Raw genomic sequence first — 26,461 nt, forward strand, 5'->3', positions numbered from 1 at the left:
GCTTAGCTCATTGTTACCTATGCTCACAATGAACGTCGTCCTGATATTGTTCCCGCATGACCACCCCCGATCCCGACGGCCCGCTCGCCGAGCAGCTCCTGCGCTTCACCCGCCGGGTCCACCGCATCCAGAAACAGCATCTGCAGCAGTGTGGCGTGGGCATCACCCCGGCCCAGTCCCGTCTGCTGCGCACGCTCGCGCACTACGGCTCACCGCCCCGGATGGCCGATCTCGCCGAGCGCCTGGAGGTGGTCCCGCGTGCGGTGACGTCGCTGGTCGACGGGCTGGAGGCAAGCGGGAAGGTACGACGGGTGCCGGATCCGACGAACCGACGGGTGATCCGAATCGAGCTCACCGACGACGGACGGGGAGCCCTGCGGGAGCTGCACGGTGCGCGGCGGTCGGCGGCGGAGGAGATCCTGGCGCCGCTGACGGACGAACAGCGGGGCGTGTTGGGCGAGTTGCTGGACACGTTGATCGACAGGGGTGGGGAGCGGCGCTGCTGAGCGGCGGACGCGAACCCGGCGGCGCCGGCTGAGCAGCAAAGCGGGACAGGCCGCGGCCCCCTCCAGTGGTGTGGAGGGGGCCGCGGCCTGTTGGTGGGGGTGGGGTCAACTGGCCCCGGAGGCGGTCTCCTTGTCCGTCTGGGCGGGCACGGCGACCGGCTCCCCGGACTCGGAGGCCTCGGACGTCTCGGGCTTCTTTAGCTCAGCCTTCTCCGCCTTCCCGGGCTCCGCCTTCTCCGACTCCTCGTCGTCCAGCTCGACCACGATCTCGCCGTCCAGGACCTTCCTCGCCCACTCCTTGTCCAGCGCGCCCTCCCAGCGCGAGACCGCGAAGACGGCGACGCAGTTGCCGAGCAGGTTGGTGACGACGCGCATCGAGTCCATGATGCGGTCCACGCCGAGGAGCAGGGCGACGGCTCCGGCCGGGATGGCACCCAGCGAGGAGGCGGTCGCGGACAGGGCGAGGAACGCCGAGCCGGGGATGCCCGCCATGCCCTTGCTGGTCAGCATCAGGACCAGGATCACGGTGACCTGCTGGCCGAGGCTGAGGTCGACACCCACGGCCTGGGCGATGAACAGCGTGCCGATGGACAGGTAGAGCGAGGCGCCGTCGAGGTTGAAGGAGTAGCCCGTCGGCAGCACCAGACCCACGGCGTCGTCACGGGCGCCGGCCTTGCGCAGCTTCTGCATCACGCGCGGCAGGACCGACTCGGTGGACGCGGTGCCGAGTGCGAGCAGCATCTCCTCACGGATGTAGCGCAGGAACTTCCAGAGGCTGAGCCCGGTGACGACCTTCAGGGCGACGGCGAGGAGCGCGATGAAGAGCGCCGCGGCCGCGTAGCACAGGATGATCAGCTTGCCGTAGGTCTCGATCACGCCGAGCCCGTAGTTGCCGATCAGGACGGCCATGGCGCCGAACACCGCTATGGGGGCCAGCCGCATCACGAAGCCGACGATCGCGAAGATGATCTCCTGGGCCTGCTCGATGGCGGGCAGCACCTGCGGCACCTTGGTGTGCCCGAGGTGCAGCAGCGCGGCACCCACCAGACAGGCCAGGACGAGCACCTGCAGCAGGGAGTTCTCGGCGAAGGCGCCGATGAAACTGGTGGGCAGGGCGTTCAGCGCGAACTCGGTCGTCGAGGGCAGGTGTCCGCCGCCCGTCTTCGCGTCGACCGCCGAGGCGTCGAGCGTGGACGGGTCGACGTTCATCCCGGACCCGGGCTGGACCAGGTTGGCGGCGAGGAGCCCGATGAGCAGCGCGAGCGTGCTCGCGACCTCGAACCAGATCAGGGCCTTCAGCCCGATCCGGCCGAACGCCTTCAGGTCACCGGCCTTGGCGATACCGACGACGACCACGCAGAACACGAGCGGGGAGATGATCGTCTTGATGAGCCGGATGAAACCGTCGCCGAGCGGCTGAAGATCCGCGCCGAAGCCGGGCCACAGCTTCCCGACGACGATTCCGAGTACGAGCGCGCAGGCGACCTGCGCGAAGAGAGAGGTACGCAGCATGCGTGCGACGCGTCGCGGAAGGGACGGTACGGACGGCGGCACGGGGACTCCTTGGGGACGGCGGCACACAGAAGCCCCCAGGGACGGTTGGGACTTCTGCCATACGGAAAGCGGATTCCGTGCCGATCACTTTGAGGGTCATGATGTCCTGACACAAGACCCCCGTGTTGCATCCGTGTAAATCGCGCCCCGAGTGACGCATCGCACACCACCCGTCTCAGCAGCCTCTGTTGTCCTCCGTGAGCACCCCTTGGACGCTGGTCAGCGAGCGGTCGTAGCAGCCGTCCGAGCCGTGCAGCCGGTAGCGCTCGCTCGTCGTACCGACCGCCTTCCGCTGGTCGCGCGGCACGTTCATCGTCCAGGCGGCGTCACCGGTGTAGGTGTCGTCGAGCCGCGACCAGGAGATGCGCCGGTCGCCGTACGACGTGACGGCCGCGGCATGGTCACCGAGGGTCAGCACGGTGCGCAGCCGGTCGCCCGCGCCCAGCGTGATCGTGCCGTCCATGGTGTACGTCCGCTCGGTGCGCGTGGTGCGGGCGGGCCCGTGCCCGTCGACCGTGACGGACAGGGCGTCCGTCCAAGTGGCGTCGAGCGCGTCGAGGTTCTCGCCGTCGGTCCAGCGGTGGACGGAGGTGTTGCTCAGCGCACGGCGGACGGTGGTCGCCACGCGCCCGTGCGAGGTGTCGACATAGCCGGCGACGGTCAGCCGGTGCCCACCCTCCGTGTCCACCCGGTGCTCCGAACCGGGCGTGTACGTCGAGGAGTTGGCGAGGTCACCGACCCGGTGCGCGGTGAGCTTCCCGGTGACCTGCGTACTCTTCGCGTCCTGCCAGACGAGGACGTTCACCGGTGCGCTCCAGCCGCTCTGCCCCTCGGGGACGCCGACGACGGAGACCTCGACGCGATGCGGGCGGCCGTCGTTGAGGATGCCGGCGAAGGGAGTCAGGTCGTATTCGATCGGCTTGACGTCGAAGGCGCGCGGTCCCGGAACGACGTACCAGAGGAAGGGGTTGGACCAGCCGCCGGTCCACACGTGCGGGAACGGCGCGGCGATTCCGGCGAGCCGGCCGTCGACCTTGATCTGCACCTCGCGGTAGGGGCCACCGGCGGCCTTGCAGGAGTAGGGCGCCGGGTCGGGCGCGGACAGGTACCAGAACTCCTCGCAGCCGCCGCCGGATCCGGTGGCGTACACCTCGGCGACGATGCGTTCGCTGTTGCGCGGGGTGGTGAGGGTGCCGTCCTGGAGGGTGAGGACGCGGTCGGGGGTGGCCGCGGGGTTGTCGAGGGTCGCGACCGGGCCGCCGGTGGCCTCGGCAGCGCGGCCGGCATAGAACGTCAGCATGACCTTGACGTCGATGACGCCGGTGTACGTGTCGTCGACGACGTTCCCGATGAGCATCTCGACGTCCTGGCCGCGGCGCAGGGTGTCGCTGTAGCGGGTGACGTCCTTCTCCACGGACCACTCGATGCCGTCGGGTGACGGCTCCGGAGTCGACGTACGGAAGATCTCGACGCCGCCTACGTGCAGATAGCCGAGCCGGTCGTACTGGCGCCCCTTGACCTTGCCGTCCATGCGCAGCACGACCTTGCTCCAGCGGTCGCCGCAGCCTTCGGGCGGGGTGTAGGTGCCCTTGTACGGGGTGAAGTCGCGGAACTGAGCCTCGGCGACGGTGACTTGGCAGGATTTGCCGGACGGTTCGGTGATGGGCGGGGCGGCGGTGATGGGGTCGTGCCAGTCGGTGCCGAACTCGGCGGGCACGTCGGCCGATCGGGCGGGGGACGCCCCGAGGACCGAGGTCGCCAGGAGGGTCGCTCCGGCGAGCATGGACATGACGATCCGTCTCTTCATGGCCGGTGTTCTACGGGGAGTTGGGCATTCGCCGCAACGATGCCTGCTGCGTCAGTGCGAGCGTTTCAGGTCGGCCCTGTCCCCCATCACCACCACGGGATGCCGGTCCGGATCGAGCGTGCGCAGTAGATACTCCATCGCCGATTCGGACAGACTGACACAGGCCGACGTGCCGCTGCCGTGGTCCATGTGCAACCAGATGCCACCGCCCTTGGCCTCGCCCTCGGGGCGAGTGGGGTCGTTGGGCGGGGTGCCCTTGACACGGTTGTAGTCGATGGCGATGACGAAGTCGAAGTCGTGCCAGTACGACTTCGCCCACCAGCGCGGCGCCGCGAAGGCCGCGGACCTCGTGTACGGCAGCCTGGACCCGGGGTCCTTCAGTACGCCGCCCGCGTCGCTCAGCGTGAACACACCGACAGGACTGCGGTTGTCGCCCTCGCGGTGGTCGGTCGTCCAGCCCTTCTTGCCGTTGTGCGCGGGCCAGCTGCGGGTGCTTTCCCAGGTGGAGCCTTGCCTCATGTACAGCACGACCGTGGAGTTCGCGGCGTCCTTGCCCTCGCCGTAGACCGCCACGACCTGGCGGGAGTCCGCGGGGATGCGCCGCTGCCAGCGGTCGCCGACGCCCGGGATGCGCGTCGGGTCCATGGTGGCGGCCGGGCGCGTGGGGGCGCCCTTGCCGCCCGTGCCTGTGCCGTGCCGCGCGCCTTCGCACGCGGTCAGGATCGCCATGACCGCCAGGAGGGAGCCGAGGGCCGCCGTCGCGCCCCTCGACCGCCATGCTCCGCTGTTCCGCATCGCTCCATGGTGGCACCGCGTACAGCGTGGCCGGGGGATCGCCGGTGCTGCGTTCCGGAGGGGACCGGAACTGTGCGGCGCAGCGGAAAACCGTTTGCGTCCGACCACGCTGCGACGCGAACCTGTCACGGTTTGCTGCCGCCGTGCGCGTCCCCACACCACGCATCGGCACCCCATCAACTCACCACCCCCATCCCTGATCCCCCCACTGACACGAGCCACTGGGACGTCATGCAGATTCAAGACCTTCCGTATCCCGATCCAGGTGTGCCGGACGCACGCTCGGGTCCCCGATTTCTGTGGTGGCTCTTCCGGAACCAGCTGGGCGGACAGCTGAAGGCCCTGGCCTGGGGGCTGCTGCACTTCCTGTCCGTCTCCGCCCTGCCGTTCTGCGTCGGCGTCGCCGTACAGGCCGTCGTCGACCGCTCCGGGACGAGCCTCGCCCTCGCGGGCGGTCTGCTGGCCCTGTGCTGTGCCGGAACCGCGATCGGCGAGACCTTCCTCCACCGCACCGCCGTCACCAACTGGATCACGGCGGCCGCCCGCGTTCAGCAGGTGCTGGCCCGCAAGGCCGCACAGCTGGGCTCGGCGCTGACCCGGCGCGTCGCGGCCGGTGAGGTCGTCGCCGTCTCCACGGGTGACGTCGAGAAGATCGGCTGGTTCGTCGAGGCCTGGTCGCGGTTCACGGCTGCGGCGGTCACCATCGTGGTCGTCTGCGTCGGACTGGTCGTCTACCAGCCCGCGCTCGGTGTCGTGGTCGCCGTGGGCCTGCCCGTGCTGGCGGTCGCCGTACTGCCCCTGCTGCCCCGGGCGACCCGACGGGCCGACTTCCAGCGCGAGAAGGCGGGCCGCGCCACCGAACTGGCCTCGGACACCGTCGCCGGACTGCGCGTCCTGCGCGGCATCGGCGGCGAGGAACTCTTCCTCGACCGCTACCGCAGCGCCTCCCAGGAAGTACGCCACGCCGCCGTGCGCAGCGCCCGGATGTGGTCCCTGATCTCCGCGATCCAGGTGCTGTTGCCGGGGCTGCTGCTGATCGCGGTGGTCTGGTACGGCGTCCACCTGGCCCGCGACGGCCGCGTCACCATCGGCGAACTGGTCGCCGTCTACAGCTCGATCATGATCCTCACCTACCCTCTACGCCACTTCGAAGAGATCGCGATGGCCTACTCCTTCTCCCGCCCCTCGGCCCGGCGGGCCGCGCGCGTGCTGGCACTGGAGCGGGTCACCGACACCGACGGTTCACGCGACGGGTCCGAGGTGCCCTCCGGGGACCTGTACGACCCGGCCACCGGGCTCCTCGCCCCGACGGCCCGGCTCACCGCCGTCGTGTGCGGCGACCCGGACGCGGCAGGGCGGCTCGCCGAACGCCTCGGCGGACACGCCTCGGAGGAGGGCACGCCCGTCCTCCTGGGCGGCGTCCCGCTCGACGAGTTGCCGCTCGGCAGCGCCCGTACGGCCGTCCTCGTGCAGGACAAGGATCCGGTGCTGCTCTCCGGCACGCTGCGCGAACTGCTCGACGTACCGAGGTCGGGCGGCGTCGGTGCCGAGGAGGCACTGGCGGCGGCGCAGTGCGAGGACGTCCTGGCCGCCCTGGTCCAGGGGTCGCTCGGCGCCGAGGACCCGATGGACGCCCGTATCACCGAACGCGGCCGGTCCCTCTCCGGCGGCCAGCGCCAGCGCCTGGCGCTCGCCCGGTCGCTGATCACGGACCCGGAGGTGCTGGTCCTGGACGAGCCGACCTCGGCCGTCGACTCACACACGGAGGCCCGGATCGCGGAGGGCGTGCGAAAGCTGCGGGCGGGACGCACGACGGTGGTGTTCACCTCGTCCCCCCTGCTCCTGGACCGTGCCGACCGGGTCGTGCTCGTCCACGAGGGCGAGGTGGCCGCGGTCGGTGTGCACCGCGAACTGGTGCACACCGAACCGCGGTACCGGGCGGTGGTGACCCGGGAGACCGACGAGGAGGCCGCGGTGAACGGCACGGCGGGCGACAAGGCCGCCCCGGACGGTGCGCTGCGCAAGGGGGCCTCCCTCAACGACGTACTGAAGGAACTGGAAGAGATCGAGGAGTCGGCATGATCGGCGTGGCGCCACCGGCCTACGACCCGGCGGCCCCGACAACGGCGAACACCTTGCCGGTCGGCGCCCCCGCGACCGTACGCGCCTATGTGGTCGAGTTGTTCCGCAGGCACCGCCGTGCCTTCCTCCTGCTCGTCTCCGTCAACACGATCGCCGTGGTGGCCTCCATGGTGGGGCCCTGGTTGCTGGGCGGGCTGGTGGAACGGGTGTCGGACGGCGTCGCCGACCGCGACCTCCATCTGGAGCTCACCATCGGCCTGTTCGTGGCCGCACTCGTCGTCCAGGCCGTGTTCGTACGGCAGGTGCGGCTGCGCGGCGCGATGCTCGGCGAACGGATGCTGGCCGATCTGCGCGAGGACTTCCTCGTACGGTCGGTCGGGCTGCCGCCCGGTGTCCTGGAGCGAGCCGGGACGGGCGACCTGCTGTCCCGGATCACGACGGACATCGACCGGCTGGCCAACGCCATGCGCGAGGCCGTGCCCCAGCTGGCGATCGGCGTGGTGTGGGTGGTCCTGCTGCTGGGCGGGCTGGTCATCACCGCGCCACCGCTCGCGGCTGCCGTGCTGCTCGCGCTGCCCCTGCTCGTGATCGGCTGCCGCTGGTACTTCAAGCGGGCACCGGCCGCCTACCGCTCGGAGGCCGCCGGGTACGCGGCCGTGGCCGCCGCGCTCGCCGAGACCGTGGACGCCGGGCGCACCGTCGAGGCCCACCGGCTCGGCGAGCGCCGTGTCGAACTGTCGGAGCAGCGGATCAAGGAGTGGACGGCCTGGGAGCGCTACACGCTCTGGCTGCGCTCGGTGTTCTTCCCCTTCATCAACGTCACCCACGTCATGATCCTCTCCTCGGTCCTGCTGATCGGCGGCGTGTTCGTCCTGCAAGGCTGGATCGGGGTCGGTCAGCTGACGACAGGTGCTCTCATCGCGCAGATGCTGGTGGATCCCGTCGGGCTGATCCTTCGCTGGTACGACGAGCTCCAGGTGGCCCAGGTGTCGCTGGCCCGGCTGGTCGGTGTCCGGGACATCGAGCCGGAGGCCGGGGACGACCAGCTCACGCCCGAGGGCCGTGACGTGCACGCCGACCGGGTGCACTTCGGCTACCTGGAAGGCGTGGACGTGCTGCGCAAGGTCTCCCTGGAGGTCGCGCCCGGCACCAGGCTGGCGCTGGTCGGCCCCTCGGGCGCGGGCAAGTCGACCCTGGGCAGGCTGCTCGCCGGCATCTACGCGCCCCGGGACGGCCGGATCACCCTGGGCGGTGCGGAACTGTCCCGGATGACCGCCGAACGGGTCCGCTCCCACGTGGCCCTCGTCAACCAGGAACACCACGTCTTCGTAGGCTCCCTGCGCGACAACCTGCTGCTGGCCCGCACCGACGCGACCGACACCGAGCTGTGGGCGGCGCTGGGCGCGGTCGACGCGGACGCGTGGGCCCGTGCGCTCGACGACGGCCTGGACACCGAGGTCGGCTCGGGCGGGTTCGCGCTCACTCCGGCCCAGGCCCAGCAGATCGCCCTCGCGCGCCTGGTGCTGGCCGACCCGCACACGCTGGTCCTGGACGAGGCGACCTCGCTCCTCGACCCACGGGCGGCCCGCCACCTGGAGCGATCCCTGGCCCGCGTCCTCGACGGCCGCACCGTCGTGGCCATCGCCCACCGCCTCCACACCGCCCACGACGCGGACGCCATCGCCGTCGTCGAGAACGGCCGCATCACCGAGCTCGGCAGCCATGACGACCTGGTCAGGGCCGACGGGGCGTACGCGGCGCTGTGGCGGTCCTGGCATGGGTGAGCGGTGGGGGGAGCGGGGGTGAGCGCGGGGCTTGGGTGACCCCGGTTGAGGGGTGGGGTTGCGGGGCTCGGGCAGCGGTGATCGGGAGCGGAGGTGGCCTGGCTCGGCCGACCGTGGTTGGGCGCCGTAGTGGCTTGGCTCTGCCGACCATGGTTGCGAGCCGGGGTGGGCCGACTCGACCGACCACAGTCGGGAGCCGAGACGGCCGAGTTCGGCCCACCATGATCGGGAGCCAGGGCGGCCGGGCTCGACCCACCACGATCGGGCGCCGCAGGGTCCCCGCTCGGCCCACCACGCCTGCGAGCCGAGACTGCCGACCTCGGCCCACGACGATCCGGAGCCAGGGAGGCCTGGCTCGACCCACCACGATGCGGCGCCGCAAGGTCCCCACTCGGCCCACCACGACTGCCAACCGAGACAGCCGGTCTCGACCCACCTTGATCCGGAGCCACAGCGGCCTGCCTCAACCCACCACGACCCGGCGCCGCAGGGTCCCCGCTCGGCCCACCACGATCGGGCCCCAGGGTGGCCCATCCGGACGGCACGGAGCGCAGTCCGCGGGCTGTATCGGGACCGGGCGGCGTGGCCCGGCCAGGCACTGCCTGCTCCGGCGTGGCGGCATGGATCCGGGCGCGGCCCATCCGCGGTCCTCACCCTGGCCCCGTGCCGTTGCGCAGGGGCGAAGAGGGGTGGAAGGCTGGATAGCGGCACCGGTTCGGGGGCACCCGGGCACCAGGTGATTCTCGCCGGGTGCGGCCTGTGCCCCGCGCTGCGGCTGCCCGCCGCCGACCGCGGTGACTTCCGGCCCGTCCCCACCACCTGGAGGTACCCGTGAACAGCGCCGACGGATGGGGTGACGACGTCTACCAGCCCGACGCATCCGATCAACGTGAGGACACGGGGCTGCTCGACGCGGAGGACACCCTGGAGAACGACGGCGTCGACGACCCCCTGGACCGGGGCTGGTCCCCTCCGGACCGACCATGGGCGGTGGAGCACACCGGCGTGACGGCCGCCGAGCGCCGAGAGGGCGAGACACTCGACCAGCGGCTCGCCGAGGAGATGCCCGACCTCGTCCCTGGGGACGGCGACGGCCTGGGCGACGCCGAGGGCACCGACGGGGAACTCCTCGACAACGAGGTCGGCGCCATGCGCTCCGGCCGCCTCGTGGCCCCCGACGAAGGGACCCACGAGGACGAGGAGAGCGCGCTTGTCGCTACGGACGTGGGCATCGACGGCGCGGCGGCGTCCGCCGAGGAGGCCGCCATGCACATCGTCGACGATGACGCCCTGTACAGCTGACCGTCGTCCGGCTGACCGCCAAGCGGCTGACCCCTGTACGGCAGAGCGCACAGCCACCCGTGCCCCGGTCCGCGTGCCTTCGGCCCCACACCGTCGGCTCTTGCCGATGCCGCCAGAGGAGGAACTCGCATGCAGCAGGACAAGCACCCCGACTACCACCCGGTCGTTTTCCGCGACCGCTCCGCCGGCTACGCCTTCCTGACCCGGTCCACCGCGAGCAGCGACCAGACCATCGATTGGGACGACGGCGAGACCTACCCGGTCGTGGACGTGGAGATCTCCTCGGAGAGCCATCCGTTCCATACGGGCAAGGCAAGGACCCTGGACTCGGAGGGCCGTGTCGCGGCCTTCGAGCGACGCTACGGCGGCGGGGCGGGACAGGGCGGCTGATCCGGAAAGGCCGGAGATGCTGGAGAGCGCACCGTAAGCCCCACCGCACGTCCATAGCTCCTGGCGGCTCGGAACCGGAAACCCGGAAGAACGGATCCCCGGCGTGAGAAGCTGCCGGAACCCTTCCCCTGCACCGGTGCCGAGCGGATCGCCCCGGCCCGGAAGCTGACCCTGACCCTGGCCCTGCCCGAGGCCCCAGGGACCCCTCCCGATCAGATGACGTTGAGCGCCGCCGCGCAGCCCACCCCGCCGAGCACCATGAACACCGGCATCAGCACCTTGAGCTCGACCCAGCTGCCCGCCCGGAACCGCATGGCCTTGGGCGGGCCCACCGGGTACCAGCGCTTGCGGCCGACCGGGATCGGCCACAGGATCGGGCAGCCGGACACCGTCAGCGCGTCCCCGATGTCGTGCACGAGCGCGCCCAGCACGATCGGCAGCCCCAGCCACAGATACTCCTGACCGGGCGCCGTGAACAGCCAGTCCGAGCCGTTGCCCGGCTTGTCCAGGACTCCGGCGATGATCCACGAGCTGGTAGCGGCCAGCAGCCACACCAGGACATCGGCGCTGGAGCCCCGGGTCGCGCGCCACAGCAGGCCCTCGATGGCCAGCACCATGTGCGCGAACAGGATCGCCAGCACCGCCCAACGGCCACCGGTGATCGCCAGGACCGAGGCACCTCCGCCGATCAGGACCGCCCACAGCCAGGTGTGCGTGAGCGTGCGGTGCCCACCGGAGCGACGCGGATCGCCCTGCTTCTTCGTCCCCTTGTAGACGGCGTACGACAGCTTGTCGACGATCTCGCACAGCCAGCGCGACAGCGGCCCGAAGGCTCGCGAAATGGTGGCCGCCTTGTGATCGAGGTCCGGGGCGAGGGCGGCCCCGGCGCAGATCAGCGCGCCGGCGAGGAGGACCGGCCAGGGCATCCCATGCCCGGCAGCGGTTGCCGCCGCTCCGACGCCGAGCCAGGCCGCGGCCCCCGACAGTGAGTGTGCTGGTCCCATCATTGCCGTTGCCCGCCCCATTCCTCGTGTGCCGCTGTCCAGTTGACCGGGTTCGCTGACGTGTCGTCGGCGACACAGCGTAGCGTTCGCGATCTTCGCCCTCGCATCCGATTCCCCTATGGGGCAGGAGGGCAGGCAAGATGGGTGGGTGACCCTCATCGATCAGCTGCCGCCGACCGCCGACCCCGACGCCCTCTACGAAGCCTTCGAGTCGTGGGCCGAGGAGCGTGGTCTCACGCTCTACTCCCATCAGGAGGAGGCGCTGATCGAGGTGGTCTCCGGTGCGAACGTGATCGTGTCGACGCCCACCGGCTCCGGTAAGAGCATGATCGCCGCGGGTGCCCACTTCGCCGCGCTGGCCCGGGACGAGGTCACGTTCTACACCGCTCCGATCAAGGCGCTGGTCTCGGAGAAGTTCTTCGAGCTGTGCAAGATCTTCGGCACCGAGAACGTCGGCATGCTGACCGGCGACGCGTCCGTCAACGCCGATGCCCCCGTCATCTGCTGCACCGCTGAGGTGCTCGCGTCGATCGCGCTGCGCGACGGCAAGCAGGCGGATGTCGGCCAGGTCGTCATGGACGAGTTCCACTTCTACGCGGAGGGGGACCGCGGCTGGGCCTGGCAGATCCCGATCCTGGAGCTTCCCCAGGCGCAGTTCATCCTGATGTCGGCCACGCTCGGCGATGTCTCGATGTTCGAGAAGGACCTCACCCGGCGCACCGGCCGCCCGACGGCGGTGGTCCGCTCGGCGACCCGTCCTGTGCCACTCTCCTACGAGTACAAGCTCACCCCGCTCACCGAGACGCTGACCGAGCTGCTGGAGACCAGGCAGGCGCCGGTCTACATCGTGCACTTCACGCAGGCGCAGGCCGTCGAGCGGGCGCAGGCGCTGATGAGCATCAACATGTGCTCGCGCGAGGAGAAGGACCAGATCGCCGAGCTGATCGGCAACTTCCGCTTCACCACCAAGTTCGGCCGCAACCTCTCCCGTTACGTGCGGCACGGCATCGGCGTCCATCACGCCGGCATGCTGCCCAAGTACCGCCGTCTGGTGGAGAAGCTCGCGCAAGCCGGTCTGCTGAAGGTCATCTGCGGTACAGACACGCTCGGCGTCGGCGTCAACGTCCCCATCCGTACGGTGCTGTTCACGGCCCTGACCAAGTACGACGGCAATCGCGTCCGCACCCTGCGCAACCGGGAGTTCCACCAGATCGCGGGTCGCGCCGGGCGCGCCGGCTTCGACACGGCGGGCTTCGTTGTCGCCCAGGGCCCTGAGCACGTCATCGAGAACGAGAAGGCACTCGCCAAGGCGGGCGACGACCCGAAGAAGCGCCGCAAGGTCGTCCGCAAGAAGGCACCCGAGGGCTTCGTCGGCTGGACGGAGAACACCTTCGAAAAGCTCATCGCCTCCGAACCGGAGCCCCTGACCTCCCGCTTCCGGGTCACGCACACCATGCTGCTGTCGGTGATCGCCCGCCCCGGCAACGCTTTCGAAGCGATGCGGCACCTCCTGGAGGACAACCACGAGCCGCGCAAGCAGCAGCTGCGGCACATCCGGCGCGCGATCGCGATCTACCGTTCGCTGCTGGACGGCGGCATCGTCGAGAAGCTCGATGAACCGGACGCCACCGGACGTATCGTCCGCCTCACGGTCGATCTCCAGCAGGACTTCGCGCTCAATCAGCCGCTGTCCACCTTCGCCCTGGCCGCGTTCGAGCTGCTGGAGCCCGAGTCGCCGTCCTACGCCCTCGACATGGTGTCCGTCGTCGAGTCCACCCTGGACGATCCGCGGCAGATCCTCGTCGCCCAGCTGAACAAGGCCAAGGGCGAGGCCGTGGCCGCGATGAAGGCGGACGGCGTCGAGTACGAGGAGCGCATGGAGCGCCTCCAGGACATCTCCTACCCCAAGCCTCTGGAGGAGCTCCTCTTCCACGCGTACAACACGTACCGCAAGAGCCACCCCTGGGTCGGCGACCATCCGCTGTCGCCGAAGTCCGTCATCCGGGACATGTACGAACGGGCGATGTCCTTCACGGAGTTGGTGTCCTTCTACGAGCTGGCCCGCACTGAGGGCATCGTGCTGCGCTACCTCGCCAGTGCCTACAAGACCCTCGATCACAACATCCCGGACGACCTGAAGTCCGAGGATCTGCAGGACCTGATCGAGTGGCTCGGCGAGATGGTGCGCCAGGTCGACTCCAGCCTGCTCGACGAGTGGGAGCAGCTCGCCAACCCGGAGGAGATGACCGCCGAGGAGGCCCAGGAGAAGGCCGACGAGGTCAAGCCGGTCACCACGAACGCGCGCGCCTTCCGCGTCCTCGTCCGCAACGCCCTGTTCCGTCGTGTCGAGCTCGCCGCCCTCGACCAGGTCGAGGAGCTGGGCGAGCTGGACGCCGAGGCCGGCTGGGACGCCGACGCCTGGGGTGAGGCGATGGACAAGTACTGGGACGAGTACGAGGACCTCGGTACCGGACCCAACGCGCGTGGTCCCAAGCTCCTGGTGATCGAGGAGGAGCCGGAGAACCGCCTGTGGCGGGTCCGCCAGATCTTCGACGACCCGAACGGCGACCACGACTGGGGCATCAGCGCGGAGATCGACCTCACCGCCTCCGACGCGGAGGGCCGCGCGGTGGTCCGCGTCACCGACGTAGGCCAGCTGTGAGCACAGGAGAATTCCACCCATGACGACGAACCCGGCCGAAAGGCTCGTCGACCTGCTCGACCTGGAGCAGATCGAAGTCAACATCTTCCGGGGCCGCAGCCCGCAGGAGTCCCTGCAGCGGGTCTTCGGCGGCCAGGTGGCCGGCCAGGCGCTGGTCGCCGCCGCGCGCACCACGGACGGCGACCGTCCCGTGCATTCGCTGCACGCGTACTTCCTGCGTCCGGGTCGGCCGGGTGTGCCGATCGTGTACCAGGTCGAACGTGTGCGGGACGGCAGGTCGTTCACGACCCGCCGGGTCACCGCCGTGCAGCAGGGCCGAACGATCTTCAATCTCACCGCCTCCTTTCACAAGCCTGAGCAAGGGAGCTTCGAGCACCAGCTGCCGCCGGCCCGCAAGGTCCCGGACCCGGATTCGCTGCCGACGGTCACCGACGAGATCCGGGAGCATCTGGGCACGCTGCCCGAGCAGTTGGAGCGGATGGCACGCCGTCAGCCCTTCGACATCCGCTACGTGGACCGGCTGCGCTGGAACGCCGAGGACGTCAAGGGCGCCGAACCGCGCAGCGCGGTGTGGATGCGCGCGGTCGGGCCGCTGGGCGACGACCCGGTCGTGCACACCTGCGCGCTGACCTACGCCAGCGACATGACGCTCCTGGACGCGGTCCGCATCCCGGTCGAGCCGCTGTGGGGCCCGCGCAGCTTCGACATCGCGTCGCTGGACCACGCCATGTGGTTCCACCGGCCGTTCCGCGCGGACGAGTGGTTCCTGTACGACCAGGAGTCGCCGATCGCGACCGGCGGGCGGGGCCTCGCCCGTGGACGGATCTACGACCTGGAGGGACGCCTGCTGGTGTCCGTCGTCCAGGAGGGTCTGTTCAGGGCGTTGTAGTCCGGGGAGTCCTGCGCCGCAGCCAGCTCAGGAGGCCGCGTGACGGCTCCTGCTCCTTGGGCGTGGGTGAACCATCGGGCACTGGATGCGTCGGCGCCGGGGCCCGGTTCGCTGTGGGACGCGGCGCCGGCCGCGTCTCGCGAGCTTCGTGCAGGACTGCCGTCAGGTCGGCCCGCAGCAGGCTGATCTCGTCCGGGTCGTCCGCCGTCATGAGCCTGTCGGCGATGTGCGCGGCGGGCGAACCCGGTGCCCCGGATGCCGGCGGCCCTGGCCGGAATCGGTTCAGATGGGAGCGCTCATAGGGATCGGGGACGATCTCCGCGATCTGGACGGGATCGAGGAAGGCAGCCAGCGCGCCCACCCTCTCCCATGCGTCGTCGGTCTGTCGCAGCAGAAAGCCCCGGTGGCGTCCGCGCCAGTTGCGCGGACGCAGATCCACGCCGGCGTCCAGCAGGCCGCGCAGACCCTCGGGCGTTCGGCGGGCGTTCAGCAGTGGGGCGTTCTGCTCGTCGGTGGCGAACTGCTTCAACTCCTCGGCCAGATACATCCAGACCACGGCTCGATAGCGGTTCAGATACCAGTTCACCGGAACGATCAGCCCCAGGCGCGCAAAGCGTGTGAACCTGCCGTTGGGCACGTCCATCAGGCCTGCGCCCTCCACCGTCCCCACCGTTTTCACGCGCTCCAGCAACGAGTCGGGAAACCTTGCCCCCGAGTACATCCGGTCGATCTCGGACCGGGGGACGCGTCGGCCCCCGCCTCCTTCGTCGGGCACGGTCCGGATGAGCCCGAGGTGGACGGCAAGCTCCAACTCCCTTCGTTTCAGCCCCAGGTCCCGGGCCGCTCGACTCGGCGTGCAGGACGGGTGGTGCGGCTTGGTGACGGTGTCGCCGGACATGGTGATCTCCCCCGTGGAGTCAGTGGCTCACGCTGTGTGCGATCGCCGTGACAAAACCGTAGCCAATCCGCCAGACCTCGTGGCGAGCCTGTGGATAACTCCGCGGGGGACGACGAATCAGCAGGTCAGAGGTCTGTGACCGGTGCCCGTTCGGGCTGTCGCGCGTCCACGTCGAGATGCTCGCCGACGCGGTTGACGAGCAGGGTCATCTCGTAGGCGATCTGGCCGATGTCGGCCTCCGAGCCGCTGAGCACGCACAGACAACTGCCGGTACCCGCCGCGGTGACGAACAGGACGGCGTCGTCGAACTCGACCATCGTCTGGCGCACTCTGCCCGCGCCGAAGTGCCGTCCCGAGCCCTTGGCCAGGCTGTGCAGTCCGGACGAGACGGCGGCGAGGTGCTCGGCGTCCTCGCGTCGCAGTCCTGTGCTCGCGCCGGTGACGAGGCCGTCGTTGGACAGCACCAACGCGTGTCGCACATGATCGACGCGCTCTGTCAGATCGTCCAGGAGCCAGCCAAGTCCCTGGTTCTGCGCCATGATCCGGTCTCCCCGTGTAGATGTCTCCCCCTGCACCGGAGGAATCTCCTTCGCCACCATTCCCGACGATCCGGCCCATGGGCAAGGAGGATGGGGGCATGGCGCAGAAGATGACCGATGAGGAATGGCGCGCGTTCGTCTCGCACGGCACGCGCACCGGCAAGCTGTCGACCGTACGAGCCGACGGGAGCCCGCATGTGACGCCGATCTGGTTCGTGCTCGACGGGGACGAGGTGGTGTTCAACACCGGCGCGTCGAGTGTGAAGGGGCGCAATCTGGCCCGGGACGGCAGGGTGGCGCTGTGCGTGGACGTCGATCAGCCGCCGTACGACTTCGTGGTGCTGCGGGGCCGCGCCCGGATCTCTGAGGATCTCGCGGAGCTGAGGCACTGGGCCGGGCGTATCGGGGCGCGGTACATGGGCGAGGAGCGCGCGAAGGAGTTCGGGGAACGCAACGGCGTTCCGGGGGAGCTCCTGGTCCGCGTCACCATCGAGAAGGTGCTGGCGGAGAAGGGCGTCGCGGAGTGAGGGCGGTCCCGACTCCGGACGAAGCCGACAGCGGCTGAGAACCGGTCATCCCACGGAGTCGAGCAGCCGGGCGGTGTGCATCCGTCCGGCGTACTCGACGAGCCGGATCAGCACCTCCTTTCCCGAGTCGCGGTCCCTGGCGTCGCAGAGGACCACGGGCGTTCCCCGGTCCAGGTCGAGGGCGCGTGAGACGTCTTGGGCGCCGTAGGCGCGGGCGCCCGCGAAGCAGTTGACGGCCACGACGAACGGGATGTGCCGGTGCTCGAAGTAGTCCACGGCGGGGAAGCAGTCCTCCAGGCGCCGGGTGTCCGCGAGGACCACCGCGCCCAGGGCTCCCTGCGACAGTTCGTCCCACAGGAACCAGAAGCGGTCCTGGCCGGGGGTGCCGAAGAGGTAGAGGGACAGGCCGGACCGGATGGTGATGCGTCCGAAGTCCATGGCGACGGTCGTGGTGACCTTCTGGTCCACACCGTCGGTGTCGTCCACCAACTGCCCGGCTTCGCTGAGCAGTTCCTCGGTGCGCAGCGGCCGGATCTCACTGACCGCGCCCACCAGGGTGGTCTTCCCCACGCCGAATCCACCGGCGACAAGGATCTTCAACGCCAGCGCGGTCGTCTCGCCATCGGAGGCGTCGGACGCGTCGGAGTGCTCGGAGACCATCGATCACTTCTCTCTGGAGTGCCGGCATCGGTCGACGTCGCGGTGCGAAGTCAGCATCATGACAACTGCGGCTGACTTTCGTGGCGTTGGACCGCTTTTTGCCCGAGGCGACCGTATCTTTCCTTGAAGTGTCATTTACAGCGCCCGCAATCCTTCGATCACCTCGCGCAGAATCCGCTCGTCCGGAAGCTGCGCGGGCGGTACCGGACGGCTGACGGTGACGCAGCCCATTTCCAGGAGGTCGCCGAGGAGCACCCTGACGACCCCCACGGGCAGATCGGCGCCCGCGGCGAGTTCCGCGACCGACTGTGTCTCCGGACGGCACAGCTCGATGAGGGACCGGTGTTCCGGCCCGAGCGCGGTGTCGTCGTCGGCTCCGGGCGCGGCGGCATCCAGCGTGACGAGGGCGATCAGGTCGAAACGCACCCCGGTGGGGCCGGGCCTGGTCCGTCCGCCCGTCATGGCGTACGGGCGCACGAGGGGCCCGGCCTCGCTGTCGTACCACTGACTGCCCTGCTCGCGCGGGGCGCCCGTCGTGTCCTCCGTCATCGGCGCGGACCGCCCTTCCGGCTCATCCCGCGGCGGGCGGCCGCGCGGCGGCCCGCGTCGGCGTGTAGAGGTGTTCGCCGACGCGTTTGACCAGCCGTGCCATCTCATAGGCCACCAGCCCGATGTCGGCGGTCACGGCGGTGAGGACCGCGAGGCAGGAGCCGTCGCCGGCGGCCGCCACGAACAGGAAGGCGTCGTCCATCTCCACCATGGTCTGGCGCACTCCCCCGGCGCCGAAGTGCCGGCCCGCGCCCTTGGCCAGGCTGTGGAAGCCGGACGCGACCGCTGCCAGGTGCTCGGCGTCCTCGCGGCGGAGGCCGGTCGACGCGCCCACGGCGAGTCCGTCGTTGGACAGCACCACGGCGTGCCGTACCTCGCCCACCCGCAGCACCAGGTCGTCGAGCAGCCAGTCGAGTTCACCGGACCGCTGGGCGGCCCTCATGCTCGGATCCTGGATCATGCGAGATCTCCTTCGCTGCTGTCGCTGCGCGCAGTGGAATCGGGAGTGGCACCGCGGCCGGGCTGCCTGCCGCCGCCGCGCGCCCAGCCGTCGCGGTACGCCGCCATGCGGTCTCTGACGAGTTCGGGGGTACGCCCGTCGTCGTGGCGGGAGGTGACTGTCTCCGGCGGTTCCTCCGGACGCCCTTCGCGCAGTTGGGGCGCGAGGCTCGCCTGTCGTACGCGGCGTGGGAGGTCGTCGGAGGCTTCGGAGTCGTCCGGGGGGCGGTGCAGTCGCAAGGTGGTGACTCCGGGGGGTGGGGTGTCGGTCGTGGTCCTGGCCACGGGCGGTGCGGGAGCCACCAGCGCGGGCCGGTCGGCGGCCGCGTGGACGGATTCCTGGTGCCGGTCGGTGACCCTGCCAACGGATTCCCGGTGCCGGTCGGCGGCGGGCACGCGCGCGTACTCGCCTTCGGAGGGCCGCTCCGACTCCGTCTCCCTTCCGGGGGAACGTTCCGCCGTCGCGTTGTGCAACAGGGCCGTGGGCAGCAGGACGACCGCGGTGGTGCCGCCGTACGGCGAGGTGCGCAGATGCACTTTGACGCCGTGCCGGGACGCGAGCCTGCTCACCACGAAGAGGCCGAGCCGGTCGCTGTCGAACAGGTCGAGTGCCTCGGACTGCTCGATGCGCCGGTTGGCCTCGGCGAGAGTCTCCTTGCCCATGCCGAGCCCGCGGTCCTCGACCTCGACGGCGTAACCGTTGCCGACGGGTTCGCCGGTGATACGCACGCGCGTGTGGGGCGGTGAGAACTGGGCGGCGTTCTCGACGAGTTCGGCCAGAAGGTGGGTGAGGTCGGCGACAGCCGCCCCGATGACGGCGGTCTCGGGGAGCTGTCGTACCTCCACACGCGCGTAATCCTCGACTTCGGAGACGGCAGCGCGGACCACGTTGGTCAGGGAGACCGGCATGCGCCAGGCCCGGCCGGGCGCCGCTCCCGAGAGGATGATCAAGCTCTCCGCGTGGCGCCGCATGCGGGTGGTGAGATGGTCGAGCCGGAAGAGGTCGCTCAGTTCGTTCGGATCGTCGGAACGCCGCTCCATGCTGTCCAGCAGGCTCAGTTGACGGTGCACGAGGACCTGGCTGCGCCGGGCGAGGTTGACGAAGACCCCGGAGATGCCGCTGGCGAGCTCGGCGCGCTCCACGGCGGCCCGGAGAGCGGCGCGGTGGACGGTGCCCAGGGCCTCGCCGACCTGACCGGTCTCGTCTTCGGCGGGCGGTCCGGGCGGAGCCTCGGCCCGGATGTCGATCTCCTCCCCGGCCCGCAGCTTCCGCATCGCCTCGGGGAGTTTGCGCCGCGCGATCTCCAGTGCGCCGTTTCGCAGGCTGACCAGTTCGACGACGAGACCACGTCCGATGCGTACGGAGATCACGAGTGAGGCGGCGACAGCCGCGAGACCGAACACCACGGCGGCGCCGGCCGGGGTGAGCAGCCCGCGGGTGAAGGGGTCGGCTCGCTCCGCGACGTCGCGCCCGGCTTCCAGCTCGATCGTTCGCATTCCGCCCTGCACGCGTGCGTGTGCCTTGCTCCAGGTGGCTTCCGGCACCGCGTCGATCGCCCGTTCGCCCGGTGCGGTGGCGAGGACCTTGTCCTCGACGGCGGCCACGGCGGCGTAGTCGCTGCCCTCGGCGAGGCTCTGCCAGGCCGTGCTTTCGGGGCCCCGCAGGTCGGCGACGGCGGACTCGGTGAGGGTACGGCGGGTGTCGACGGCGCCGGTGAACAGCCGCAGTCGCACTCCGTCGAGATGCCCAGCGAGGCGTGCGCTGTCCAGCACGACGTCCTCCCGGGCCAACGCCTCGCCCGCGCGGGCGAATTCGAGCAGCACGCGCGCGTCGGAGCCGAGCTCGGCGTCCTGGATTCCGCTGAGCGCACCGCCGACCGAGAACGCGGTCGCGATGGTCTTCGTGTATCGCCCGTACGCCTCGTCCCAGCCCGAGCGGCGGTCTAGGACGGCACTGCGTACGGTGTTCAGCTGCTCGGCGCCGGTGACGAAGGCGTCCAGTCGCCGGGCCACTCCGGCGGGGAGTTCCTCGCCGTCGGCGACGGTGCTGCGGTCGTCGAGCCGCAGCCGTGCCACGGCCCGGTCCGTGACCTGAGCGAGCCGCTTGTAGTCGCCGCTCTGTCCGGCTGAGGGATCGCCCGCGTAGCGGACCGCGGCCGCACGTTCGGCCTGGAGGGCGGCTACGGCCGCCGCGACGGGGGCCCTGATCTCGGAGTCGACGCGCTGCAACTGGCGCAGCCTGGACACGTCCTGCGCGGTGGTGACGGTGGCGTAGGCCCACAGGGCGAGCAGGGAGACGACGGGCACCATCAGCAGGCAGACGATCTTGGCGCGGACGGTGCGCGGCCGTATGCGCCAGCGCTCCGCGCGCGTGGGCGGGGCATCAGGCGACACACCTGTGGGCTCTTCGGGGCGTTCGTCGGCCGGCGGTCCGGCATGAGCGCGACGGCCGCGCACAGGGGGCGTGGACGGCGTCCTGCCGTCGGCCGCGGTGGTCCTACGGGGTGTACGCATGGCCTCCTCGCTCGGAAGTGGTTCGGGGGGCGTGCCTTGCGGGCCGTCGCCGGTCCGGGCCCGCGGCTAGCCGACGGCTCCTTCGACCGGTCGCTGAGCCGACGCGGACGCCTCACGTTCGCCCGTCGTGGGCGACAGTGCGACGAAGGCCGAGGTCAGGAAGAGATAGGACCCGAGGCCGACGGCGAGGGGGAAGATGAACTGCATCGCCGTGGCCCCGGGCAGGACCCCGCCGGACGGCGTGACGTCGACACCGACCGCGAACATCCCGGTGTAGTGCATGCTGCTGACCGCGGCGCCCATGATCAGGGAGGCGATGGTCACGGCGATCGGCGACTTGATGTTGAGCGCCGCCCACAGGGCGGCCGTCGCCGCGACGACGGCGATCAGGACGGAGAGTCCGACGAGGACGGGGTCGTAGGTGACATCGCCGTGGAGCCGTACGGCGGCCATGCCCAGGTAGTGCATGCTCGCGACGCCGAGCCCGGTGGTGAGCCCGCCGAGGAAGAGCGCGCGGGTACGGTCACGGCTGTAGCCGACGGCGAAGACGCCGGCGCAGACGACGGTCACCGCGACGAGGAGGCTCACGATGGTGAGCGGTACGTCGTAGCGGATGTCGGTGCCGCTGACGCTGAAGCCCAGCATGGCCACGAAGTGCATGGTCCAGATGCCGGTGCCGATCGCCGAGGCCGCGGTGATCAGCCAGTTGCGGCGCGACCGGCCGGTGGCGCCGAGCGCGCGGACGGTGCAACGCAGTCCCAGCGCGGCGCCTATGCACGCCATCACATACGACAGCACGGGGGTCAGCCAGCCCAGGGCGGCGTGGTCCAGGTGTCCCATGGCCCCGGGACGCTAGCCGGAGCACGGGCGCACAAAGGGGGCGCATTTCGAAAACTGTTGGAATATGACGCACCGATGCACCGGAACGATCGCGTCACGCTCGAACGTGTGCACAGCGATGTCATCCGTCCCGGTGAGGGATCATGCGGAGCATGAGCGACGACCACACACACGTGCAGGAGTTCTTCTCGGCCCGCGCCGCCGGCTGGGACAGCAAGTTCCCCGACGACGGGCCCGCATACGCGGCCGCCGTCGCCGAGCTCGGGCTGCGCGAGGGGGCACGCGTGCTCGACGCCGGCTGCGGCACCGGACGCGCCCTGACGCCGCTGCGTGCCGCCGTGGGGCCCTCGGGAGTGGTCATCGGGGCCGATCTGACCCCGGCGATGCTGGAGGCCGCCGTACGGGCCGAACGGGACCGGGACGGGCAGTTGCTGCTCGCCGACGTGGCCGCGCTGCCGGTGCGGTCGGAGTCCCTCGACGCCGTGTTCGCGGCCGGCCTCATCGCGCACCTGCCCCAGCCCGCGGCGAACCTGCGGGAGTTGGCCCGTGCGGTGCGCCCGGGCGGCACGCTCGCGCTGTTCCACCCCATCGGCAGGGCGGCGCTCGCGGCGCGACAGGGCCGGCAGATCACTCCCGACGACCTGCGGGCCGAGCCGAATCTCCGGCCGCTGCTGGCCGGCTCCGGGTGGCGCATGACGTCGTACGTCGACGAGGACGACCGGTTCCTGGCGCTGGCCGTACGGGAGTCCTGACGACTCAGTTCTGCCCGACGACCGCCGCCGCGAAGGCGTCGGGATTGTCGAACATGACGTTGTGCCCGGCGCCGGGCACGGTCACGACCCGTACGCCGGCGGCTTCGAGGGCCTTCCTGCCGGGGAGTTCGCCGCTCAGCTCGCCCTGTAGGTACACGCGGTCGACCGACAGCCCTTCGAGGATGTCGCGCATGATCGGCTCGGAGCCGCGCCTCAGCCAGGTGGCGCTGCGGTGCAGGGCTCGCGGGTCGGCCAATCGCATGGTCGCCGCCCAGAGGGGCCCGACGGCTTCCAGCACCCGCGCGTATGCGCCGCCGACGAACTCGTCCTCGTCGTAGGCCGTGATCCACGCGCTCCCGGCGGCGGGCGAAGGCGAGGCATCGAGATTGGCCTCGGTGAGGACCAGGCGGGAGACGAGGTCGGGCCGACGACGGGCGAGCACGATGGCGACGGAGCCGCCCATGCTGTGCGCGATCAGCTCCGCGCCGGTCAGCCCCGCCACGTCCAGGGCTACCGCCACGGCGTCGGCGTGGTCCTCCAGCCGGTAGCCGTAGTCCTCGGGACGGTCGCTGATGCCGTGCCCCGGCAGGTCGACGAACAGGCTGCGGCGCCCTGCGAGTTCCGGCCGGGCCGCGATGTGGGCGTGGTACACGGAGGAGACCGACCCCAGCCCGTGCACATACACGCGCGCGGGCCCCTCTCCCGGCGTCTCCGTCCAGCGGATGCAACTGCCCTTGCCGTCGAACTCGGCCTGCCTCATCGCGTCCTCTCCTGGAGCCTTCGGTCGACGCTCAGCCACGGAGCCCGAGCCGCTCGAAGCGCTTCACCGCGCCGCCCCCTTCTGTCGCCGAGACTCCAACTCTACGTTGATTAGGGGAAGATGGATGATCAGTCAGGTCACCCACACAGGGGGAAGGCGGTCAGTATGTGGGGCAGGGTGCGCAAGGCGAGTGCGAGATTTCTCCGTTCCTTGCGCGTGGAGGCGGACACCGGCAAGGACAAGGACAGGCGCACGCACAACCTGTTCGAGGCCGCCGCCGTGTATGTGTCGGCCCGCGCGGAGGACGACCAGGAGCAGATCGACGAGGCCACGGGCTGGGTGTCTCCGGAGGCGCTCTCGTTCGGGGTGAGTGAGCTGGCGTGCCGGGCCGTCATCGCGCTGGCCCGGGAGCGCGACGAGTCGCCGCAGACCGTCGCCCGGTCCCTCTTGGGGCTCCCGGCGGCCTGACACCGGGGACATTCACGGTCGATTCGCCCCGTCCAGTCGGAAAACTGCAGCTCCGGGTGTGTCTGGGAGTCGTGACAAGCGGCTTCCGGGCGCACTAAGGTGCGCGCCGATGGACGAACCGATGGGGAGGCTGGGATGGCCGGGACGGACGAGGAGGCCGTCGCCGCTGCGGACGACGCGCTCTATGTGCTGACGGCGGTGTTGCTGACGCCGGCGCAGTTCCCGAGCGTGCTGGGCGACGACTATCCGGAGGCCTGCGCGGCGCTCGACCTCGCGCCGCTCGCCGACGGGTACGGACTGGTACTCGGCCAGGACGGCGAGGGTGCGCGGTGGACGGTCGTCATCGACGACGTCTCCCTGGTCGCCGTCGCCATCGCGTCCTGGGACTGCGGCATGGAGTACGACCTGTCGCCGAATGAACGCACGGTCGTGGCCGCGCTGCCCGGATGGCCCCTCGCGGTCGCCGTCGCCGCCCCCAATGTTCCGGCACCGCACGATCCCGACCCTGATGTCGCGGACGGTCCGCTCCTGGCGCCGCCTGACACGAGCGTCTGGGGCCCGGCTCAGCGGCGTCTGGGCGCCGACGAGATCGCCCTGCAGTGGGCGACGTGGCGGGATCAGGTCAACGACGCCGCCTTCGCGACACCGAGCGGCGGGTCGGACGCCGCCGCAAGCAGGGACGAAGGCGAGGGCGAGGGCCCAAGCAAGGGCGAGAGCGAGGGCTCCGGCGAAGGCCAGGGCCAAGAGGCCAAGAAGTCCGGGGGGAAGGTAAGCCATAGCGGCATCCAGCGGGTGCTCGCGGAGGCGCACGCGTACGTGGACGCCCCGCCGCCCCTCGGCCGCGTCCGGTCGTCGTTCGCCCCCGGTGACGCACGGACCCTGCGTGCGGACGGTCCCGGCTGGTCGCTCGTGGCCAGGACCGACGACATCGCGTTCGTGCTCCTCGACGACGAACCCGGTGAGGTCCTGCCGGTCGGCCGCGGACCGGAGCTGCCCGGGCTGCTGGAAGCACTCGACAAGATGGCCGTTCGGCCGAGCTGAGGCGTCGCCCGGGCGCCAGGCAGCTTGCCTGGAGGAAGCGGCGACCCGTGGCAGAGTCACGGCTCCCTGATGCTGCGCGGAGCCCCTTGGCCTCCCATCTCTGTCCCGAAGCCCCATTCGACGGCGACGTTCCATGTGGCCCCACCCCATGGAAGGCGCGGAACCAGACCCGCACCATGAGGCAGCCTTCGCGGCTCCGCTCTCTGTGTTGTGCTCCGTCTCCCGCCTTCAAGGAGGCCGTCATGCGCCTGTCCCGAGGTGTCCCGTTCGTCGCCGCCACGCTGCTGGTCGGCGCCCTCGGCTGGCCGGCTCCCGTTGCAGCCACGGCAGTTGGCGAGCAGCACTGCGTCCGTCAGGATCACGTACGAGTACCCGGCGCCGCATTCCAGCAGAGCGCCTGCCTCGTGGATCTGACCACGACGGGACTCGCCGGGACGCCCCACACCGACCTGGCCGACCAGGCCGGGCTGACGGCTCGGGGTACCCGGACACCGACCGGGGTTCCCGGGATTCAGATCGACGGATACTTCCCCGACTCCTCCCGCTTCAACGCCACGCACGGCTGGCAGCACGACGCACAGTTCGTGATCCGGCTGCCGGACCGTTGGAACGGCGGACTGGTCGTCACCGGAGCCCCTGGCACGCGTCGGCAGTACGCCACGGACACGGCGATCTCCGACCAGGTGCTCGCCCTGGGTTACGCCTACGCCTCGACCGACAAGGGCAACAGCGGCGCCGACTTCTACCGCGACGGCAAGCGCCCCGGAGACGCGGTCGCCGAGTGGAACACGCGGACCACCGAGCTCACCCGGGCCGCGAGGAAGGCGGTGGCCCAGCGCTACGGGCATGCTCCCCGCCGGACATACATGACCGGTATCTCCAACGACGGCTATCTCACCCGCTGGCAGCTGGAGAACCATCCCGAGCTGTACGACGGCGGCGTGGACTGGGAAGGCGCCCTGTGGACCGCGAACGGCCCCAACCTCCTCACCTCCTTGCCCATGGCAGTGGCACGCATGGTCGGCAGCGCGCGGGACGAGGACCTGTACGCGGCGGGTTTCGCGCGCGGCTCCGAGTTTCTGTGGCCGTACCACGAGCGGGCCTACTGGGGAGTCACGCAGAAGATCTACCGCGCCGAGTTCGACCCGGCATACGACTCCGACTGTCCCGGCCCGTCCGCCGGGAGCACGCCGGAGCAGATCCGGGCGCCGTGCGCGTCGGATGCCGCGTACGACTACGCGTCCCGTCCGGCGTCCGTCCACCGCGCGGTGAGCCGCGTCGCTCTGACCGGGCGCATCGGCAGGCCTCTGATCACGTTGCACGGTGATCTGGACGCGCTGCTGCCGAAGGCCGTCGACTCGGATGTGTACGCGCGCTTGGTGGACGCCAGCGGGCGAGGCCCACTGCACCGCTATTTCACGATCGCGGGCGGCACCCACGTCGACGGGCTGTACGACACCTATCCGGACCGGCTCCGGCCGATCCTGCCCTGCTACCGGTCGGCGTTCGACGCGCTGGTGTCATGGGTGGAGCGAGGCACTCGACCGCCCGCGGACCATACCGTCGGCAGGCCCGCGAACGGTGAGGTGCTCAACTCCTGCACGCTGTCCACGCCGGTCGCACCGGATGCCAGGTGAGGC

The 26,461-nt window shown here is 70.6% G+C and carries 24 protein-coding genes; 12 read left to right on the plus strand and 12 right to left on the minus strand.

All coding sequences use genetic code 11. The features are described from left to right. Positions 1–56 precede the first annotated feature (56 nt). Positions 57–506 carry a MarR family winged helix-turn-helix transcriptional regulator gene (locus tag BLU79_RS02110; protein WP_093903820.1) on the plus strand — a complete coding sequence of 150 codons (450 nt, stop codon included), beginning with the start codon at positions 57–59 and terminating at the stop codon, positions 504–506. A gap of 105 nt (positions 507–611) precedes the next feature. On the opposite strand, the gene BLU79_RS02115 is transcribed toward BLU79_RS02110, so the two are convergent. The 3 genes from BLU79_RS02115 to BLU79_RS02125 all read right to left on the minus strand — a co-directional run bounded on the left by BLU79_RS02115 (position 612) and on the right by BLU79_RS02125 (position 4,662). Next, positions 612–2,060: a cation:dicarboxylate symporter family transporter gene (locus tag BLU79_RS02115; RefSeq protein WP_093903821.1), complete on the minus strand. Its 1,449-nt coding sequence runs from the start codon at positions 2,058–2,060 to the stop codon at positions 612–614. Between the two features lie 175 nt (positions 2,061–2,235). Beyond that, complete coding sequence (locus tag BLU79_RS02120; RefSeq protein ID WP_093903822.1) at positions 2,236–3,867, minus strand: peptide-N4-asparagine amidase; 1,632 nt, start codon at positions 3,865–3,867, stop codon at positions 2,236–2,238. A 51-nt stretch (positions 3,868–3,918) separates the two neighbouring features. After that, entirely contained in the window at positions 3,919–4,662 is a 744-nt protein-coding gene (locus BLU79_RS02125; RefSeq protein WP_093903823.1) for a L,D-transpeptidase family protein, read from the minus strand. 231 nt (positions 4,663–4,893) lie between these two features. On the opposite strand from BLU79_RS02125, the gene BLU79_RS02130 reads away from it, so the two are divergent. The 4 genes from BLU79_RS02130 to BLU79_RS02145 all read left to right on the plus strand — a co-directional run bounded on the left by BLU79_RS02130 (position 4,894) and on the right by BLU79_RS02145 (position 10,220). After that, the gene (locus tag BLU79_RS02130; protein ID WP_093903824.1) at positions 4,894–6,744 is read left to right on the plus strand and encodes an ABC transporter transmembrane domain-containing protein; all 1,851 of its coding nucleotides are present in this window, start codon (positions 4,894–4,896) and stop codon (positions 6,742–6,744) included. Next, positions 6,741–8,528, plus strand: a complete 1,788-nt coding sequence (locus tag BLU79_RS02135) for an ABC transporter ATP-binding protein (RefSeq protein ID WP_093903825.1) — start codon at positions 6,741–6,743, stop codon at positions 8,526–8,528. Before BLU79_RS02130 ends, BLU79_RS02135 begins: the two co-directional genes overlap by 4 nt. An 831-nt stretch (positions 8,529–9,359) precedes the next feature. Continuing rightward, positions 9,360–9,830: a DUF5709 domain-containing protein gene (locus BLU79_RS02140; RefSeq protein WP_093903826.1), complete on the plus strand. Its 471-nt coding sequence runs from the start codon at positions 9,360–9,362 to the stop codon at positions 9,828–9,830. Positions 9,831–9,959: 129 nt separating this feature from the next. Continuing rightward, positions 9,960–10,220 carry a type B 50S ribosomal protein L31 gene (locus BLU79_RS02145; protein WP_093903827.1) on the plus strand — a complete coding sequence of 87 codons (261 nt, stop codon included), beginning with the start codon at positions 9,960–9,962 and terminating at the stop codon, positions 10,218–10,220. A gap of 212 nt (positions 10,221–10,432) precedes the next feature. Here the strand turns inward: BLU79_RS02145 and BLU79_RS02150 are convergent, their stop codons facing one another. Then, positions 10,433–11,227: a metal-dependent hydrolase gene (locus tag BLU79_RS02150; protein ID WP_093903828.1), complete on the minus strand. Its 795-nt coding sequence runs from the start codon at positions 11,225–11,227 to the stop codon at positions 10,433–10,435. 145 nt (positions 11,228–11,372) lie between these two features. Between BLU79_RS02150 and BLU79_RS02155 the strand changes: the two genes are divergently transcribed. Both BLU79_RS02155 and BLU79_RS02160 read left to right on the plus strand, forming a co-directional pair. After that, positions 11,373–13,886, plus strand: coding sequence for a DEAD/DEAH box helicase (locus BLU79_RS02155; RefSeq protein WP_093903829.1), 2,514 nt, complete (start codon positions 11,373–11,375; stop codon positions 13,884–13,886). Between the two features lie 19 nt (positions 13,887–13,905). Continuing rightward, positions 13,906–14,775 carry an acyl-CoA thioesterase gene (locus tag BLU79_RS02160; RefSeq protein WP_093903830.1) on the plus strand — a complete coding sequence of 290 codons (870 nt, stop codon included), beginning with the start codon at positions 13,906–13,908 and terminating at the stop codon, positions 14,773–14,775. Here the strand turns inward: BLU79_RS02160 and BLU79_RS02165 are convergent. Further along, on the minus strand, positions 14,762–15,673 hold the full coding sequence (locus BLU79_RS02165; protein ID WP_093903831.1) for a DUF6397 family protein: 912 nt from the start codon (positions 15,671–15,673) through the stop codon (positions 14,762–14,764). The two genes, BLU79_RS02160 and BLU79_RS02165, sit on opposite strands and share 14 nt — an antisense overlap. 125 nt (positions 15,674–15,798) lie before the next feature. Continuing rightward, the gene (locus tag BLU79_RS02170; protein ID WP_093903832.1) at positions 15,799–16,212 is read right to left on the minus strand and encodes a roadblock/LC7 domain-containing protein; all 414 of its coding nucleotides are present in this window, start codon (positions 16,210–16,212) and stop codon (positions 15,799–15,801) included. Between the two features lie 98 nt (positions 16,213–16,310). On the opposite strand from BLU79_RS02170, the gene BLU79_RS02175 reads away from it, so the two are divergent. Then, entirely contained in the window at positions 16,311–16,739 is a 429-nt protein-coding gene (locus BLU79_RS02175) for a PPOX class F420-dependent oxidoreductase (protein WP_093903833.1), read from the plus strand. A gap of 45 nt (positions 16,740–16,784) precedes the next feature. Here BLU79_RS02175 and BLU79_RS02180 read toward each other — a convergent pair whose 3' ends face one another. The 5 genes from BLU79_RS02180 to BLU79_RS02200 all read right to left on the minus strand — a co-directional run bounded on the left by BLU79_RS02180 (position 16,785) and on the right by BLU79_RS02200 (position 21,800). Continuing rightward, positions 16,785–17,399, minus strand: coding sequence for a GTP-binding protein (locus tag BLU79_RS02180; RefSeq protein WP_093903834.1), 615 nt, complete (start codon positions 17,397–17,399; stop codon positions 16,785–16,787). 135 nt (positions 17,400–17,534) lie between these two features. Next, positions 17,535–17,948, minus strand: coding sequence for a DUF742 domain-containing protein (locus BLU79_RS02185; RefSeq protein WP_093903835.1), 414 nt, complete (start codon positions 17,946–17,948; stop codon positions 17,535–17,537). A 22-nt stretch (positions 17,949–17,970) separates the two neighbouring features. Beyond that, entirely contained in the window at positions 17,971–18,408 is a 438-nt protein-coding gene (locus tag BLU79_RS02190) for a roadblock/LC7 domain-containing protein (RefSeq protein WP_093903836.1), read from the minus strand. After that, the gene (locus BLU79_RS02195; RefSeq protein ID WP_093903837.1) at positions 18,405–20,960 is read right to left on the minus strand and encodes a sensor histidine kinase; all 2,556 of its coding nucleotides are present in this window, start codon (positions 20,958–20,960) and stop codon (positions 18,405–18,407) included. Before BLU79_RS02195 ends, BLU79_RS02190 begins: the two co-directional genes overlap by 4 nt. A gap of 66 nt (positions 20,961–21,026) precedes the next feature. Next, complete coding sequence (locus tag BLU79_RS02200) at positions 21,027–21,800, minus strand: MHYT domain-containing protein (RefSeq protein WP_093903838.1); 774 nt, start codon at positions 21,798–21,800, stop codon at positions 21,027–21,029. A 152-nt stretch (positions 21,801–21,952) separates the two neighbouring features. Between BLU79_RS02200 and BLU79_RS02205 the strand changes: the two genes are divergently transcribed. Next, the gene (locus BLU79_RS02205; protein WP_093903839.1) at positions 21,953–22,552 is read left to right on the plus strand and encodes a class I SAM-dependent methyltransferase; all 600 of its coding nucleotides are present in this window, start codon (positions 21,953–21,955) and stop codon (positions 22,550–22,552) included. A gap of 4 nt (positions 22,553–22,556) precedes the next feature. Here the strand turns inward: BLU79_RS02205 and BLU79_RS02210 are convergent, their stop codons facing one another. Beyond that, entirely contained in the window at positions 22,557–23,312 is a 756-nt protein-coding gene (locus BLU79_RS02210; protein ID WP_093903840.1) for an alpha/beta fold hydrolase, read from the minus strand. Between the two features lie 165 nt (positions 23,313–23,477). Here BLU79_RS02210 and BLU79_RS02215 point away from each other — a divergent pair, with 165 nt between their 5' ends. The 3 genes from BLU79_RS02215 (at position 23,478) to BLU79_RS02225 (ending at position 26,458) form a co-directional block, all read left to right on the plus strand. Next, on the plus strand, positions 23,478–23,780 hold the full coding sequence (locus tag BLU79_RS02215; RefSeq protein WP_093903841.1) for a hypothetical protein: 303 nt from the start codon (positions 23,478–23,480) through the stop codon (positions 23,778–23,780). A gap of 135 nt (positions 23,781–23,915) precedes the next feature. Continuing rightward, complete coding sequence (locus tag BLU79_RS02220) at positions 23,916–24,821, plus strand: hypothetical protein (protein ID WP_093903842.1); 906 nt, start codon at positions 23,916–23,918, stop codon at positions 24,819–24,821. A gap of 242 nt (positions 24,822–25,063) precedes the next feature. After that, a complete protein-coding gene (locus tag BLU79_RS02225) occupies positions 25,064–26,458 on the plus strand; it encodes a tannase/feruloyl esterase family alpha/beta hydrolase (RefSeq protein ID WP_093903843.1) in 1,395 nt (464 codons plus the stop codon). Positions 26,459–26,461 lie beyond the last annotated feature (3 nt).

The organism is Streptomyces sp. cf386 (genome assembly GCF_900103585.1).
Lineage (GTDB): Bacteria > Actinomycetota > Actinomycetes > Streptomycetales > Streptomycetaceae > Streptomyces.